Source organism: Haloarcula sp. MBLA0138 (genome assembly GCF_055632455.1).
Genome location: NZ_CM145746.1, coordinates 2686535 through 2702164, shown reverse-complemented (window position 1 = coordinate 2702164; position 15630 = coordinate 2686535). Strand labels below are relative to the sequence as shown.

Here is a 15630-nt window from a genome sequence, read left to right as displayed (position 1 = left end):
TGATTTGTCGCGGGCCGATAGGTGAGGTATGACCGACGGCGACCGGCTCTCGCGGTTCCTACGCTCCGCCGGGCGACAGCTCTCGGACGCCAAGCGGGCCTACTCCGACGGCAAGCGGGCCGCGGCCGCGGGGCTCCCACGGGACGATGACGGCCGCGCGCGGGTCGTCTGTCGCCGTTACGCCGAGCGACGGGCCGTCTCGCTGGACGCGGCGGGGCGGCCGGGCTGTTTCGAGGCGGCACATCCCGACTGCGAGGGCTGTGTCGAGGATATCCGGGACGGCAGTATCGAGGTCTGGGGCGAGACGTGACTCGGCCGGGTGGCACAAACGTAATAACCGCACCCGCCGACAGTGTCGCGCATGGAGGGTGTCGCGCGGCGGTTCTGGTTGACCGTAGTCCCGCTGTTGGTGGGGTTGACGGCGGTCGGACTGCTGGTCCTCGCCGCCTACTTCCCCACGCAACTCTACGAGGTGGGGAGCCGGGGCTACATCGCCACGGCCGGCGTCGCGCTCGTCTCGCTCGGCGTCCTCGTCTGGCAGCTCGCAACCGGCGGGAACGCGTCGGCTGAACGGCCGGAGCGGCTCTGAGTCGGTGGTTTCGTTCAGCTGCCCCAGAAGTTGTCGCGGCTGCCGAGTCGCTGGCTGTCGTCGTCTTCGTCGGCAGCGGTGGCGTCCGGGTCGTCGGTTTCGTCGGCGTCGTCGTTGTCGTCGCGTTCGAGACGTTCGAGTTCGTCGGCGCGGGCGTGGTTCGAGCGGACTTTCGTGATTTCGACGCGGGCGCGAGCGGGCGGGAGGACGCCGTCGACCATGACGATGAAGCCGTCGTCGGTGCGGCCGACGCCGGCCCCGCTCTCGTGGATGTCGTCGACCTCGACGACGACCTCTTGGCCGGGTTGGACGGGTTGGCTCTTGAGTTCCGAAATCGGCTGGTTGTAGTGATTACACCACTCCGCGCCCCCGCGGTCCCCGTAGTGCGTACACCCCATCCCCTCGATTCGCTCCGTGAAACTCGGGCATTCCTCCGCTAACGGGCACTCCGGCATACCTCCTCCTACACCGGCACACCGCAAAACGCTTGTGTCAGCCACACAGTCCCGTTCTCGGCCCCGATACTCACGGAACCGCTGTTTATTCGTTCTAGAGTGATTTATTCCGACCTCGTAGAGTTGATATCAGCTTCGATAATCAAGCCAGCAACCCTTTTGTGTTACACCACCTATATGTATACGGCCGATTCCGTGAGGAACCATTATATATGTTCCCGGAAAAACTCGGCGCGCTACTGTGTCTCGTTGTCGTCGCCAGCGTCCCGGCGGTCGGGGCGGTACAGACTGGGCCAGAGACACAGACAGACTCCGCGGAGTCGACGACGAGCGTGAGTTACACGGTCGAGCGGGTGCCCGAGCGGACCGGCGTCGTCCGGGTCACCGCCGTCGTCGACGCGCCTGAGCGCGTGACCGGGCTGGCTCTTCGCCCGCCAGCGAACGCGACGGTCACCGACCCCGGGCCGTTCAGGCCCGCCGGCGACCGCTGGCGCTGGGACGCCGGCGGTGACACCGCCCGGCTGACATACCTCGCGCCGGTCGGGCTGACGACGACGTTCGGCCAGCGGACGGCCGACACGGCGAACTGGACGCTCCTGACGCGGCGCGAGATAAGCGTCCACGCCCGCTGGCGCTGGCGCGGCGGGGCCGACCCGGGGTGGAACGAGACGCTGGCGCTCGCCGACGGCCAGCGGGGCGTCGCCGGAACGACCGTGGCCTACCTCGGTCCCGCGGAGACGGTGACCCGCGACACCGGGGCGGGACACGTCACGCTCGTCGTCCCCGCGGCGGCGGAACTCAGACCGGACCGAGCCGCGGTACTCGACACCGTCGCCCGGGCGCAACGCGAGACCGCCGTCGGGCCGCGACACGACCGCGTGACCGTCTTCGTCGCGCCGCAGACGCTCGCACCGGGCGGGTACACACCCGAGAACGGCGAGCCGGATGTCGTCGTCAGCGCGCGCGAACCCGTCGCCACGCCGCGGAACGTCTGGGTCCACGAGTACCGCCACACCCGACAGACCTACGCGACGACCGCGGCGATGGAGTGGCTCGACGAGGGCAGCGCGGAGTACTTCACCGCGGTCACGACGCTGCGTAGCGGCGACATCGAGGAGCGGACCTTCCGGCGGCGGCTGACGACCGACCGGTACCGGGACGCGGACCTCACCCGCCCCGACGCGTGGCAGGACCCCGCCGTCGAGTACGCGAAGGGTGCGCGGGTCGTCGGCGCGCTCGACGCGCGAATCCGCCGCGCGACTCGCGGGAACAAGTCGTTCCGTGACGTGCTGGTCCGGCTCTCCGAGCGGGACCGACCGGTCACGCTGGCGGCGTTCGTCAGCGCCGTCTCGGCGGTGGCCGGCGAGGACGTGGACGGATACGTCCGGGCCGCCGTGACCAGCCGTGCGCCCGCAGTTCCCGAGACGGCACCAGCAGTCGGTGACGACCCGACGGCGACGCCGACCGGGACGGACTACTGGCACTCGCCCGCGAGCGCCACCGACGCGGCGGCCGACAGCGCCGTCGCGCGAGCAGCGACAGACGCCGACGGGGGCGGCGGCGAGGCGCTGAGCGGGACGGACGAGGGAGCGGCTGCCCCCGTGTTCCCGCTCGCTGTCGGCGCGGCGGCCACGGTGGTCGGAGCGGCGGCGTTGCGCCGCCGGCGTAGGTGAAACAATCGCTTGTGTCAGGAGTACGCTGAAATACTGGAAGGACATAGACGACGGCGTACAACATGACTGACGACGATACGCAGACAGGGCTGACACGTCGGAACGCGCTTCGAATCGCCGGTGCGGCGGGGGCCGCATCGCTGGCCGGCTGTGGCGGCGGTGGCGACGGCGGTTCGGACGGCGGTAGCGGCGGTTCCGACGGCGGGAGCGACGGCGGGAGCGACGGTGACAGCGGAACCCAGACGACGACGAACGCGCTGGAAGTCGCCCACTGGTGGGGCGAGGGCGACGGGCTCGAAGCCATCCAGTCGGTGATGGACGCGTTCACCGAGCAGTACCCGTTCGTCGACTTCGACGACAACCTCATCGCCGGCGGTGCCGGACAGAACCTCCAGTCCAACATCCGCACCCGCATCCAGAACGGCAACCACCCCTCCACGTGGCAGAACTGGCCGGGGAAGGCGCTGCTCCCGTACACGGACGCCAACCTGCTCGAGGACATCGAGGAGTCCGTCTGGAACCAGAACGGCATGAAAGACGCCTATCTTGCCGGCCCCCAGCAGGCCGCACAGCCGTCCGGGAGCTACGTGACGGTGCCGCTGAACATCCACCGACTGAACAACGTGTTCTACAACGTCAGCGTCGTCGAGGACGCGGGCGTCGACCCGTCGAGCCTCTCCTCGCCCGGCGACCTCGTCGACGCCCTGCAGGCCGTCAGCGACGCCGGCTACACCGGGATGGCCCACCAGACCAACTCCCCGTGGTCGACGACGCAGCTGGTCGAGACCGTCTTCCTCGGGCTGACCGACCCAGACACCTTCTCGGCGACGTTCGTCGACGGGAACATCGACGCGAACTCCGACACCATCGCGGAGGCGCTGGACATCGTCCGGGAGTACAGCGAGTTCTACCCCAGCGACGCCGGCTCCATCTCCTGGACCGAGGCCAACACCGGCATCATCAACGGCGAGACCGGCTTCATCCATCAGGGTGACTGGGCCGCCAGCACGTACTACGTCAACGACTTCGCGTATCAGGACGGCTGGGACTACATCCCGTTCCCGGGCACTGAGGGGAGTTACTCGCTCGTCATGGACTCGTTCCCCTACCCCATCGACAACCCGTCGCCGGAAGCGACGACGCTGTGGTGTCGCTTCGTCGGGACCGCCGAGGCCCAAGAGATATTCAATCCCGGCAAGGGCTCGATTCCGCCCCGGTCGGACGTCTCCACCGAGCCGTTCAACCAGTTCTCGGCCAACCAGATCGAGGACTTCCAGAACAGCGACGCACAGCCGCCGTCGGTCGCCCACGGGCTGGCCGCGGCCCCCGAAATCCACTCCGGGGTCACCTCGGCGATGTCGTCGTTCATCTCCGGGGCCTCCAACAGCGACGTCATCAGCCAGATAACGAACGCCTACAGCCAGTAAGCGACTCGTCGTCTTTCTCGGAGTGTCCGGGACGGCCTGTAACGGCCGATTCGGACGGTTTTCGAAGCCGGAGCCGCGAGCCGGTCAGCGTTCCGTCGCCGCCAGACTCAGCAGTGATAACGCAAGAGAAGGTTCATTATTATCCGACGGCCTCTGTCGGACCATGACGGAGTACGGACAGATGTTCGGGAACGGCGGTTTGAACGACCGCGTCGACGCCGACGCGCTCCTCGACGATATCGGGCTCGACGCCGACGAGATAGCGTGGCGAAAGGAGTTCGTCGGGTTCACCGACGCCGACGCACAGCGGTTGGCGTCGCTCAGGGATCTGTTCGAGGACCACGCGGAGGCCATCGGCGAGCGCTTCTACGACAACCTCAGGCAGTACGAGGAGACCACCGAAGTGATGGGTCGGTCGCCGAAGGGGCTGGACGCGCTCAAGCAGACACAGGCGGCCTACTTCGTCACACTTGCCGACGGCGAGTACGGGGAGGAGTACTTCCGGAACCGCGCCCGAATCGGGAAGCTCCACGACGTGCTCGACATGCCGATGAAGCAGTACATCGGTCAGTACGGCGTCTACTACGACCTGTTGTTGCCGCTGTTGACCGAGCGGCTGGAGGCGCGGCTGGTCGACCGCCTCGCGGAGCCGGCGGCCGACGGCGGGGCGGTCGTCGAGAGCGAGGACGCCGGGACCGACATCGAACGCGTCGTCGCCGCCGAAGTCGAGTCGTTCCGCGAGACGGTCATGTCCGTCCTGCGGATTATCAACCTCGACATGCAGGTCGTCGCGGACACGTACATCCACTCCTACAGCGAGCAACTCAACGCGGCCATCGAGGAACAGGAGCGGTTGGCACGCGAGGTCGAGCAGGACCTCGAAGCGCCCCTCGACGAACTCCGCCGGTCCGCCGACGACGTCGCCGACTCCTCACAGCAGATAGCCGAACTGACCGACGAACAGGCCGAGCGGGTCGAGACTATCGCCGGCGAAGTCGCAGACATGAGCGCGACGGTCGAGGAGGTCGCGGCGAGTGCGACGGAGGTCGAAGCCACGAGCGAGCAGGCCGAGACGCTGGCCGAGGACGGGCAAGAGGCCGCCGACGAGGCGATGACGGTGATGGACGACGTGGGGTCGGCCGTCGACGAGGTGGCGACCGACGTCGACGCCCTGCAAGAGCGGGTCGGCGAGATAGACGCGGTGGTCGAGGTCATCAACGACATCGCCAGCGAGACGAACATCCTCGCGCTGAACGCCTCCATCGAGGCCGCCCGCGCGGGCGAGGCCGGCTCCGGGTTCGCCGTCGTCGCCGACGAGGTGAAGTCCCTCGCGGGCGACGCACAGGAGCGAGCCAGCGAGATAGAGGCGCTCGTGGCCGCTATCGAGGACGACACCGCCGACACCGTCGACAGCCTGTCGACGACGACAGAACAGATAGAGCGTGGCATCGAGCGCGTCGAAGAGGCGATGCGGTTGCTCGACAGCATCGCCGAGGCGGTCCGGGAGACGGCCGAGGGTATCCGCGAAGTGTCCGAAGCGACCGACGACCAGGCGGCGAGTACCGAAGAGGTGTCGAGTATGCTCGACGAACTCGTCCGACAGGCCGACACGGTGGCCGACGAGGTCGAACACATCGCGGCGGCGAACCAGCAGCAGGCGGCGACACTGGACGACGTGAGCCGGACGGTCAGCCGGCTGACCGACTGACGCTCAGAAGACGCCCTGAATCAGTTCGAGCGCGCGCTCGCGGTCGTCCCACGGGACGAACACCGAGGCGGAGGTCGCGGAGGTGACGACGTCGTAGAGGTGGATGTGGGCCTCCGAGAGCGGGTCGACCAGCCGCTTGACCATGTCCGACTGTGCCGGGTCGCCCCCGGTCACGCGGAGGACGGCGATACCGTCCTCGACGGTCACCGAGGAGAGCGTCTCGTCGTCGACGATACGGTCGTGGAGGAGGGCTTCGACCTCGTCGGCGTCGGACGCCTCGACGTAGAACGTCAGGGAGTCCATGCCGGAGGAGTTGGCCTCGATGTTGATGTCGGCCTCGCCGATCGCCGAGGCGAGTTCGCCGAGGATGCCCGGACTGTTGCGGATGGCCCGACCGGCGACGGTGACGCAGGCGACCGGCTTTTCCTGCATGTCGATGAGGTTCTGGAACTCCCCCTCGATGGAGGTGCCGCCGGCCAACAGGTCGCCGTGTTGGTAGTGGACGACGCGGACGCCGAGCGTGGCGTCCTTGTACGACAGCGCCGACGGCGCGACGACCTCGGCCCCGCGGAACGACAGCGAGCGGAGTTCGTCGACCGAGATCTCGCCGACGTTGCGCGCGCCCTCGACGACGCGGGGGTCGCCGGTCATGACGCCTTCCACGTCGGTGACGATGACGACCTCGTCGGCGTCCATGTAGCTGCCCAGCATGACGGCCGTGGTATCGGAGCCGCCACGGCCGAGCGTCGTCACGTTCCCCTGACGGTCCTCGGCGAGGAAGCCGGTGATGACCGGGACGACGTGGGGGAGTTGCCCCGCCAAGGCGTTGGCCCGGCGCTGGGTCTCCTCGACGTCGACCTCGCCGTACTCGTCGGTGATGATGGGCCAGTCCTCGCTGCCGGGTTCGAGGAATATCGCCTCGATGCCCCGGGCGGCCAGCGCACCCTTGAGCATCCGCACGGAGGTCCGTTCGCCCATCGAGACGATCTCGGCGCGGTCGGATTCGTCGGCGTCGTAGTCGATGTCGTCGAGCAGTTCGTCGGTCGTGTTGCCCATCGCGGAGGCGACGACGGCGACCTCGTGGCCCTGGTGGACCGCCGCGGCGATGGAGTCGGCCGCCCGGTTGATGCGGTCACCGCTGCCGAGACTTGTCCCGCCGAACTTGGCGACTACGCGCATGCTACCACCCGTACTGTGTGTGCGTGAGTCATTGCCAGCGGGTTATCCGTCACCCGGGATAACTGTGTTCATCTCGCCCGCCCCGGCGCGGTCGGCGACCCGTCGCTGCGTCGCTCGAATGGGTGTCGTCGTTCGGTCGCCACCGGCCGCTCGCGGTGCGGTAGCCGACGCCTCCAAACCCGACGCCGTGCGGGAAGTTGACGCACGTCGGTAGAACTACTATCTGAGTTAATTTCTTTAATAAATAAACACAAGAAATATACTGTTGCTCGGAAAACGCGTAGGTATGCTCCACGTGGGCATCAACGGCTTCGGGACCATCGGGAAGCGCGTCGCCGACGCGGTACGCGCACAGCCGGACATGACCGTCGCGGGCGTCGCCAAGCGCTCGCCGAACTTCGAGGCGACCATCGCGCACGACCGCGGCTACGACCTGTACGCCGCTGACAGCCGCGAACCCTTCGACTCGGCGAGCCTGCCGACCGAGGGGACCGTCCACGACCTCGTCGAGGTCAGCGACGTGGTCGTCGACACGACCCCCGGCGGCGTCGGCGCGGAGAACGCCCCGATGTACGCCGACCACGACACGCCGGCCATCTTCCAAGGGGGCGAAGACCCCGACGTGGCCGAGGTGAGCTTCAACGCCCGCGCCAACTACGAGGCCGCCGTCGGAGCCGACACCGCCCGCGTGGTCTCGTGTAACACGACCGGGCTGTCGCGCCTGCTCTCGCCCCTGCGGGAGACCTACGGCGTCGAGAAGGCCCGCGTGACGCTCGTCCGCCGCGGCGGCGACCCCGGTCAGACCTCCCGTGGCCCCATCAACGACACGCTGCCCGACCCCGTCGAAATCCCCTCCCACCACGGCCCGGACGTGCAGACGGTGTTCCCCGACCTCGACATCGACACGATGGGGATGAAGGTCCCGACGACGCAGATGCACACACACAGCGTCAACGTCACGCTCGAATCCGCGCCCACCGCGGCCGAGGTGCGGGACCTGCTGGCCGACGAGCGCCGGCTGTTTCTCATCCCCGAGCGGCTGGGCATCGACGGCGCGGGCAAACTCAAGGAGTACACCCGCGACGCCGGCCGGCCCCGGGGCGACGTCTGGGAGAACTGCATCTGGGCGGAGTCGGTCACCGTCGAGGGGCGGGACCTCTACCTCTTTCAGGCGATTCACCAAGAGGCCGACGTGGTGCCCGAGAACATCGACGCGGTCCGGGCGCTCTCCGAGCGGACCGCGGACGCCGCCAAGAGCATCCATCGGACCGACGAGGCGCTGGGCGTCGGCCGCGGGCTGGTCCAACACGAGACCGACGCCCGCCGCATCGACGGCGCGGCCGACGACTGAGACGGCTACCGCTGTCGCTAGTTCTCGTCGAGGACGACCGGGACGCCAGCGGCGGCCACGTCCGCGGCGAAGGTCCGCGAATCGGCCGCGAGCGTCGAGAACGTGTTGTAGTGGACCGGCATCACGAGGTCCGGGTCGATGGTGCGGGCGAGCGCGGCAGCCTCCAGCCGGTCCATCGTGAACCGCTGGCCGATGGGCGGACAGAACAGCGACACCTCCAGCGTCCGGTGGCCCGGGAGCACGTCCGTGTCGCCGGGCCAGTAACAGCGGGTCCCCTCGACGGCCGCGAGGAAGCCACAGCCGAACCCCTCGGGATGGTACGGCGTCCCGTCGGGGCGGGTGTGGGGGCCGTCGGGCTCGTTGTACGCCGGCGTCGTCCAGACGGGCGTGTCGCCGACGGTCACTTGGTCCTTCATCCCGACGGTCACCACCTCGTAGGGGAGGTCGGCGAGGGGTCGGAGGTCGCGCTCGCGGTCGCGTCCCTCGATGCCTTCGAAGGCCACGACCGTCGCGTCCGGGGCCGCGACGCGCTCTATCGCCGCCGGGTCGTAGTGGTGGACGTGAGTCACACAGACCACGTCGCCGTCCCGGGCGTCGTACTCCCGCGACGGCGGGTGGCCGGCGTCCTCGTCGTAGGGCTCCCACTCGCCGGTCAGGACGCCGTAACGGCCGGGGTCCATGTAGACGACGGTGTCCGCGCCGGCGAGGCGGATGGTGGCGTAGCCGAGCCACTCGACGGTGAGCCCGTCGTGTCGGACGGTCATTGTCGGCCGGTACGCGAGCGAGGGTATAAATCGTCCGTGCTTGGGTCAGTCGCTCGGGTCGGCCGTCGCCGCGTCGGTCCCGTCGGCCAGCCCGCCGTCCCGGACCGCGGTCCGGAGACCGAACTCCGCGACGTTGCCGCCGTGTTCGGCGGTTCGGGCGAGGCTGTCGACGACGCGGGTGAGCCGGTAGGGGGCGTCGTCGGCCTCGAACAACCGCCTGTCGACGGCGGTCGCGGCGTCGCGGACCTCGTCGCGGGCGTGGAGCGCGGTCCGGGCCGGCCCCGGGCCGGCGTCGTCGAGCACCGACCGGACGCCGTCCTCGACGACGGCGCGGGCCTGCTCGCCGAGGTCCGACAGCGGGGTCGCCACGGCGTCGTCGACCGGCGTCTCCAGTTCGGCGGCGACGCGGGCGACCCGCTCGGCGTGGTCTGCGACCCGTTCGAGTTCGCGCGCGGTCGTCCACAGCGCGAACAGTCGCGGGCGGGTGAGCCCGAGCGCGTCGACCTCGTCGAGGCGCGCGATGGCGCGCTGGAAGTAGCGGTCGACCATGGCGTACAGGCGGTCGGCCTGTGCGTCGCGGTCGCCGGGGTTCTCGACGGTCGCGGGGCCGGTCAGTGCCGCAATCGCGTCGCGGTGAGCCGACAGCGCGACGAAGCGGAGCTGGCGGACCGACTGAGTCACCGACACCTCGCCGGGGTCGAGCAGGACCCGGACGACGAGTTCCCGCTCGCCGGTCTCGGTGACGGTCAGCCCCGAGAGGTTCCGGGCGACCCGCTCGACGGCCCGCTCCTGCTGGGCGGTGACCGGGGCCGTCGTCGAGAGCCGTATCTCCGTCGCGCCGGCGGCGTAGCCCGCCCGCAGCGCCCGTTCGATACACGCCGGGTCGTCGTGGGGGACCGAGACGGCGACCCGGCCCAGCGCCGAAGCGGCGTCGGCTTGGGCTTGGACGACGAGGACGCCGTCGATGTGCGTGTGGAGCTCCACCGTCGAGCCGGGGTCGATGTCGGCGGCCTCGGCCCACTCCTTGGGGAGCGAGACCGTGTACGTGCCGCCGCCGACCTGCTGGACTTTGCGTGTCTCCATCAGTAGATGAGTTCGGGGTCGTTCTCGACCATGTACAGCGTCCGTGCGGCGACGTTCACCGCGTGGTCGGCGATGCGTTCGAGGTCCCGGACCGTCAGCAGCACCTGCGAGACGTCGTCGAGCAACTGCTCGACGGCCCAGAGGTCCGCCCCGGCCTCGCGCTCGACGAGGTCGCGGACGACCCGCTGGCTGGCGCGCTGGCACAGTGCGTCGATGTCGTCGTCGGCCGCGGCGATGGTCCGGCAGGCGTCGGCGTCGCCGCTCTCGTAGGCCGCGAGGCTCCGTTCGAGCAGCGCTACGGCGTCGCGGCCGATGTCGTCGATGGCGACGTCGGGCGTGCGCTCGGGGTCGGCCGCGAGCGCGTACCCCCCGAGGTTCGTGGCGAGGTCGCCGACCCGCTCGATGTCGGTGAGTATCTTGAACGAGGCCGCGAGGAAGCGCAGGTCGCTGGCGACGGGCTGCTGGAGGGCGAAGAGGTCGATACACTGGCTCTCCAGTTCGAGGTACGTCTCGTTTATCGGGGCGTCGCCGTCCACGACCTCCCGAGCCAGCGCCTCGTCGCCGGTTTCGAGCGCGTCGAGTCCGGTCTCGACGCGGCCGACGACGGTCGCACCCATCTCGACCACGTCGGCCCGGAGGTCCGAGAGCGACTGCTGGTAGGTCTCGCGGGTCATCCTCAGCCGAACTTGCCGGTGATGTAGTCCTCGACGCGCTGGCTCTCGGGGTTCTCGAATATCTTGTCCGTGTCGTCGTACTCGACGAGTTCGCCGCCGGTGAGGAAGACGGCGGTCTGGTCCGAGATGCGGGCGGCCTGTTGCATGTTGTGGGTGACGATGACCACCGTGTACTCCTCGGCCAGTTCCTCGACGAGGTCCTCTATCTTCGAGGTGGCGATGGGGTCCAGCGCCGAAGCCGGTTCGTCCATCAGGATGACGTCGGGGCCGACGGCGAGACAGCGGGCGATACACAGCCGCTGTTGCTGGCCCCCCGAGAGGCCGAGAGCGTTGTCGTCGAGGCGGTCTTTCACCTCGTCCCAGAGGGCGGCCTTCCGCAGCGACTCCTCGACGAGCTCGGCTTCGGCCTCGGTGTCGTCGCGGCCGAACAGGCGGGCGAGCAGCCCCTTCTCGATGTCGCCGTGCTTGCGCGGGCCGTAGGAGATGTTCTCCCGGATGGACTTGGGGAAGGGGTTGGGCGACTGGAACACCATGCCGACCCGCTTGCGGAGTTCGACGAGGTTGGCGTTGGGGTCGTACACCTCGGTCCCGTCGAGTTCGACGGAGCCGTCGATGCGGGCGGCCTTGATGCGGTCGTTCATCCGGTTGAGACACCGGAGGAAGGTCGACTTCCCACAGCCCGAGGGGCCGACGAGCGCCGTCACCGACTCCTCGGGGATGTCCATCGAGACGTCTTTCAGCGCGTGGTCGTCGCCGTACCAGACGTCGAGGCCCTCGACGGCGAGTTTCGGCTCGCCGCGGAACTGGTAGTCGGTCCACTCCTCGCGGACGCGTTCGTCGCTCTCGCCGGCGGTCGTGACGCCGGCGGCGGTACCGCTGTCGGTCTGTGTGGTCTCACTCATAGTTCAGCTTCCTCCGGAAGTAGGTCCGCGCGGTGATGCCGACGGCGTAGAACGTCAGCACCACCATCAGCAGGACGAAGGCGGTCGCCCACCCCATCGACGGGGACCCGGAGACCCCCGCCGCGATGACCGCCCACACCTGCGTCGGCAGCGACGCGGAGGCGGTCAGCAACTGGTCGTTGACGACGAACGGCGGGCGAGCGACGAACCGGAACCCCTGCAGGACGTTCACCGATTCGGTCGCGTTCAGCGTCGAGCCCAACACGAGGATGAGCGGGGCCGTCTCGCCGGCGATGCGGCCGACGCCGAGGATGACGCCGGTGATGACGCCGGGCATCGACGCCGGGAGGACGACGCTCTTGACGGTCTCCCACTGGGAGACGCCCAGCGCCGCGCTCGCGTCGCGGTACTCGTCGGGGACGGCCTTGACCGACTCCCGGGAGGTGATGAGCACCAGCGGGAGCAACATGAACCCGAGGACGAGCATCCCCGCGAGCAGCGACTCGTCGCCGCCGAGCCGCGGGATGAGGAACGCGGCCCCGAACAGCCCGAAGACGATGCTGGGCGTGCTCCAGAGCGCGTTCGTGGCTATCTCGACGACCGCGGTGAACGGCCCCTGCTCGGCGTACTCGGTGAGGAAGACCGCCGCGCCGACGCCCAGTGGCACCGCGAACAAGGTCGCGCCGACGACCAGCCAGACGGTGCCGACGATGGCCGGGAAGATGCCCCCGGGCTCCTGTCCCAGCGGGATGTACGCCTGCATCGCCACGGGGAACGAGAGCGACCCCTCGTTGGCGACCGAGACGCCAAGCACCGTGTACGGGACGCCGGTGGCCGCGACGTGGAGGCCGACCAGCGCGGCGTAGCCCGTCGCGGCGACCGCTGCGAGGCGGCGCTCCTCGGCGACCAGCCGCTCGGTCAGCGTCTCCGCGGTCGTCCGGCCGGCCTGCACCGCCAGCAGGGCCAGCGCCAGCGAGGCGAGCGCGCCCAGCGTCCCGACCGCGGGGACGACGTTGACCGGGCCGACACTCGGCGCGACCCCCGCGACCGGCTGGAGGACGAGGACGGCGGCGAGCAGCGCCAGCCCGCCGAAGACACCGACGGTGACGACCGTCGCGCTGTCCTGTGCCCGCTCGGCGAGCGTGCCGTCGGCGGCCGCGACGGCGGCGAGGGGCGCGACCGCGAGCGCGCCGGCGGCGAGCGCGCCGACGGCGACGACCGCCGTCCCGACGAGCGCACCAGCCGGGAGTCCCAGCGGCGACGGGCCGAGGACAGCGAACAGCCCCGTGAGGACGAGCATCGCGAGGACGCCGAGGGGGACCGCCTCGCGGACCCGCTCGACGCGCTCGAACCGCGTCCCGACGTTCCGGAGCGACCCGTACCGCCGGAAGGCGGTGACGGCCAACAGGAGCATCGGCGCGGCGAGCAGGAGCGAGCCGACGGTCGGGTCGGGCGTCACGGACAGCGCCGTATCGAGGGGCCGGAGCTCGCGGTTTATCTGGACGCTGTACTGGAACGGGTACCGGAGCGCCTCGCCCGTCACCAACACGAAGCCCAGCAGGGCGACGACGCCGCCGGCGGCCGCCAGCGGGAGGACCCGGAACAGGAGCCGCGCCCCCGAGTGCCACTCCGCCGTGCCGGCCGGTCGCCGAGCGACGGCGACCGCGAGCGCGACCAGCGGCGAGACGAGGACGAGCGCCGACAGCGCGCCGATAGAGAGCCCGTGGAGCGCGTATGCGACGCCTTTCACGGTGACGAAGACGACGATAGTCGCCATCACCGCGACCATCAGGAGGGCGTTGAGGTTGATGACGAGGAAAGCGCCGTACTCGCGGCCGCGAGCGCCGAAACCGGCGCGGCACTTCGCCGCCGACCACGCCGACAGCAGCGTGCCGACGAGGACGAACAGCGGGATGACCGCGCCGCCGGTGAATCCGCCCGACAGCGACTGGGGGTTCCACTGCCAGCCGACGCCGACGACCGCCGTGGCGATGGTCGCGCCGAGGACGCCGACGGCCAGCGCCGCCGGCACCGTCGACCCCACGTCCTCGCGCGGGAGGACGGTCACGGCCAGCATCCCGAGGCCGGCGGCCAGCGCCACGGCCAGCCACAGCAGCGAGTCGAACCCGACCAGCGAGCCGCCAACGGCCCCGCCGATGGCGAGACCGACGGTGGCGAAGGCCGCGCCGGCCAGCAGCCCGGCGCTCGCGTCCGGTTCCGTATCCACGAGGCCGAGGCGCGAAACGACGCCGGCGGCGGCGACGGCGGCGGCGTCGAACAGCAACAGGAGCCCGAGTAGCGTCGCCAGCCGGACCGGCAGTACGTAGGCGGCGACGGTCAGCCCGAGCGCCCCGACGACGAGGCCGAGCGCGATGCCCCGGACCCGCTGGGACCGGACGGGGACGACGTTGGCCCACGAGGCGACACCGACGAGGCCGACGCCGCCGACGACCACGGCCAGCAACGCGACGAGAAAGCCCCCGAGCGCGTCACCGCTGGCCGCGAGCGGGACGAAGTCGACGAGGGCCAGCAGTCCGAGGGCGAACCCGAGGACGCTCAGGGCGATGGCGGTGTCGAGGCCGCGGTCGTACGGACCCGACTCCGCGCTGACGAGCGCGCCGTCGGTCTCGCCGGCGTAGGCCTCGCTCATGCGTGCCCCCGTAGCTTCGCTTTCATGCGGCGCTCGATGAACTGCGAGACGACGCTCATGCCGGCGACGATGGTGAACAGCAGGACGCCGGCGACAAACAGCACGTCGATGGTGCTCTCGGACGCGCTCCCGTAGTTGACCGCGATGAGGCTGGTCAGGGTCGCGCTGGCGTCGAAGACGTCGAACAGCGGGTCGGCGAAGCCGACGCCGGCAGCCATGATTGCGGCGACGGCCATCGTCTCGCCGATGGCCCGACCCAGCCCGAGGATGACCGCGGCGGAGATGCCCGAGAAGGCGGCGGGGATGGAGATGCTCTTCATCGTCTGCCACTTCGTCGCCCCCATGGCGACGGAGCCGTCACCCATCGAGTCGGGGACGCTGGAGAGGGCATCCTCGCCGACGGAGACGACCGTCGGCAGCGCCATCACGCCGACGACGACGCCGGCGATGAGGAAGCTGGCCCCGTCGTCGAGGAAGGAGGTCTGGACGAACCCGTTGAGCACCTGAAAGCCGATGAAGCCGTAGACGATAGAGGGGATGCCCGCGAGCACCTCGATGCCGGGCTTGATGACCTCCCGCAGGCCGTCGCTGGCGACCTCGGCGACGAACAGCGCACCGAACAGGCCCAGCGGACCGGCGATAGCGCCCGCGATGAGGGTGACGACGACCGTCGCCCAGATGGAGGGAATCAGCGAGTACGCCCCGCTGAGGGGGTTCCAGAACGTTTCCCCGGCGGGCAGGACCGATTCGAGGAAGAAGAACCACCGCGGCTCCCCGTTCTGAGTGGGAAGCAACAGCAGACCGGCACCGTGTTCGAAGACGGCCGGTAGTGCGCTCACGAACAGGAAGAACGTGATAAACGTCACCGTGAGGACGGTCAGTACCGTGGCGACGAGCGTGAGGAACCGCGCGACTTCGGCCTGATAGGTCGTCCAGCCGAGCCCCGTCGCGAGCAGGAACGCGACCAGCATCGGCAGCGTGAACGCTGGCGCGAACAGGAACACGAGCACCGTCGCGACGAGCGTGCCCGCGGTCGCGGCGACGGCGAGCACCGAGCCGTCGGCCGGGTTCCCCCCGAGTATCGTCTTTCGTGCAGTTACTGTGACTTCGTCGAGCATTGGGTGTCTGAAAACTCCGTTGTGATGCGAGGGCGACGGGTCAGCCGGGACCGGCTA

The 15630-nt window shown here is 69.6% G+C and carries 14 protein-coding genes; 6 read left to right on the top strand and 8 right to left on the bottom strand.

The annotated features are described in order from the left end of the window. Positions 1–28: 28 nt before the first annotated feature. Positions 29–310 (top strand): DUF7091 family protein, encoded by a 282-nt coding sequence (locus ACV7JO_RS14400; protein ID WP_470354104.1) that lies wholly within the window; start codon positions 29–31, stop codon positions 308–310. A gap of 51 nt (positions 311–361) precedes the next feature. Next, positions 362–589, top strand: a complete 228-nt coding sequence (locus tag ACV7JO_RS14395) for a hypothetical protein (protein WP_470354103.1) — start codon at positions 362–364, stop codon at positions 587–589. A 14-nt stretch (positions 590–603) separates the two neighbouring features. On the opposite strand, the gene ACV7JO_RS14390 is transcribed toward ACV7JO_RS14395, so the two are convergent. Continuing rightward, positions 604–1044 (bottom strand): TRAM domain-containing protein, encoded by a 441-nt coding sequence (locus ACV7JO_RS14390; RefSeq protein ID WP_470354102.1) that lies wholly within the window; start codon positions 1042–1044, stop codon positions 604–606. 332 nt (positions 1045–1376) lie between these two features. Here ACV7JO_RS14390 and ACV7JO_RS14385 point away from each other — a divergent pair, with 332 nt between their 5' ends. The 3 genes from ACV7JO_RS14385 (at position 1377) to ACV7JO_RS14375 (ending at position 5852) form a co-directional block, all read left to right on the top strand. After that, positions 1377–2717, top strand: a complete 1341-nt coding sequence (locus ACV7JO_RS14385) for a M61 metallopeptidase family protein (RefSeq protein WP_470354101.1) — start codon at positions 1377–1379, stop codon at positions 2715–2717. 62 nt (positions 2718–2779) lie between these two features. Beyond that, positions 2780–4144, top strand: a complete 1365-nt coding sequence (locus ACV7JO_RS14380; protein WP_470354100.1) for an ABC transporter substrate-binding protein — start codon at positions 2780–2782, stop codon at positions 4142–4144. Between the two features lie 163 nt (positions 4145–4307). Continuing rightward, positions 4308–5852, top strand: a complete 1545-nt coding sequence (locus tag ACV7JO_RS14375) for a globin-coupled sensor protein (protein WP_470354099.1) — start codon at positions 4308–4310, stop codon at positions 5850–5852. A gap of 3 nt (positions 5853–5855) precedes the next feature. On the opposite strand, the gene ACV7JO_RS14370 is transcribed toward ACV7JO_RS14375, so the two are convergent. Further along, a complete protein-coding gene (locus ACV7JO_RS14370) occupies positions 5856–7031 on the bottom strand; it encodes an aspartate kinase (RefSeq protein WP_470354098.1) in 1176 nt (391 codons plus the stop codon). A 286-nt stretch (positions 7032–7317) separates the two neighbouring features. Between ACV7JO_RS14370 and ACV7JO_RS14365 the strand changes: the two genes are divergently transcribed. Then, positions 7318–8382 carry a type II glyceraldehyde-3-phosphate dehydrogenase gene (locus ACV7JO_RS14365; protein ID WP_470354097.1) on the top strand — a complete coding sequence of 355 codons (1065 nt, stop codon included), beginning with the start codon at positions 7318–7320 and terminating at the stop codon, positions 8380–8382. 17 nt (positions 8383–8399) lie between these two features. Here the strand turns inward: ACV7JO_RS14365 and ACV7JO_RS14360 are convergent, their stop codons facing one another. The 6 genes from ACV7JO_RS14360 to pstC are packed head-to-tail and all read right to left on the bottom strand — an operon-like array spanning position 8400 to position 15573. Beyond that, complete coding sequence (locus tag ACV7JO_RS14360; RefSeq protein WP_470354096.1) at positions 8400–9146, bottom strand: MBL fold metallo-hydrolase; 747 nt, start codon at positions 9144–9146, stop codon at positions 8400–8402. 45 nt (positions 9147–9191) lie between these two features. After that, entirely contained in the window at positions 9192–10229 is a 1038-nt protein-coding gene (locus ACV7JO_RS14355) for an AbrB/MazE/SpoVT family DNA-binding domain-containing protein (RefSeq protein ID WP_470354095.1), read from the bottom strand. Then, entirely contained in the window at positions 10229–10903 is a 675-nt protein-coding gene (phoU, locus tag ACV7JO_RS14350) for a phosphate signaling complex protein PhoU (RefSeq protein WP_470354094.1), read from the bottom strand. The genes ACV7JO_RS14355 and phoU overlap by 1 nt, the downstream gene beginning before the upstream one ends. A 2-nt stretch (positions 10904–10905) precedes the next feature. Further along, the gene (pstB, locus tag ACV7JO_RS14345; RefSeq protein ID WP_470354093.1) at positions 10906–11805 is read right to left on the bottom strand and encodes a phosphate ABC transporter ATP-binding protein PstB; all 900 of its coding nucleotides are present in this window, start codon (positions 11803–11805) and stop codon (positions 10906–10908) included. Next, positions 11798–14455, bottom strand: a complete 2658-nt coding sequence (gene pstA / locus ACV7JO_RS14340; protein WP_470354092.1) for a phosphate ABC transporter permease PstA — start codon at positions 14453–14455, stop codon at positions 11798–11800. Before pstA ends, pstB begins: the two co-directional genes overlap by 8 nt. Beyond that, positions 14452–15573: a phosphate ABC transporter permease subunit PstC gene (pstC, locus tag ACV7JO_RS14335; protein ID WP_470354091.1), complete on the bottom strand. Its 1122-nt coding sequence runs from the start codon at positions 15571–15573 to the stop codon at positions 14452–14454. The genes pstA and pstC overlap by 4 nt, the downstream gene beginning before the upstream one ends. Positions 15574–15630: the final 57 nt, after the last annotated feature.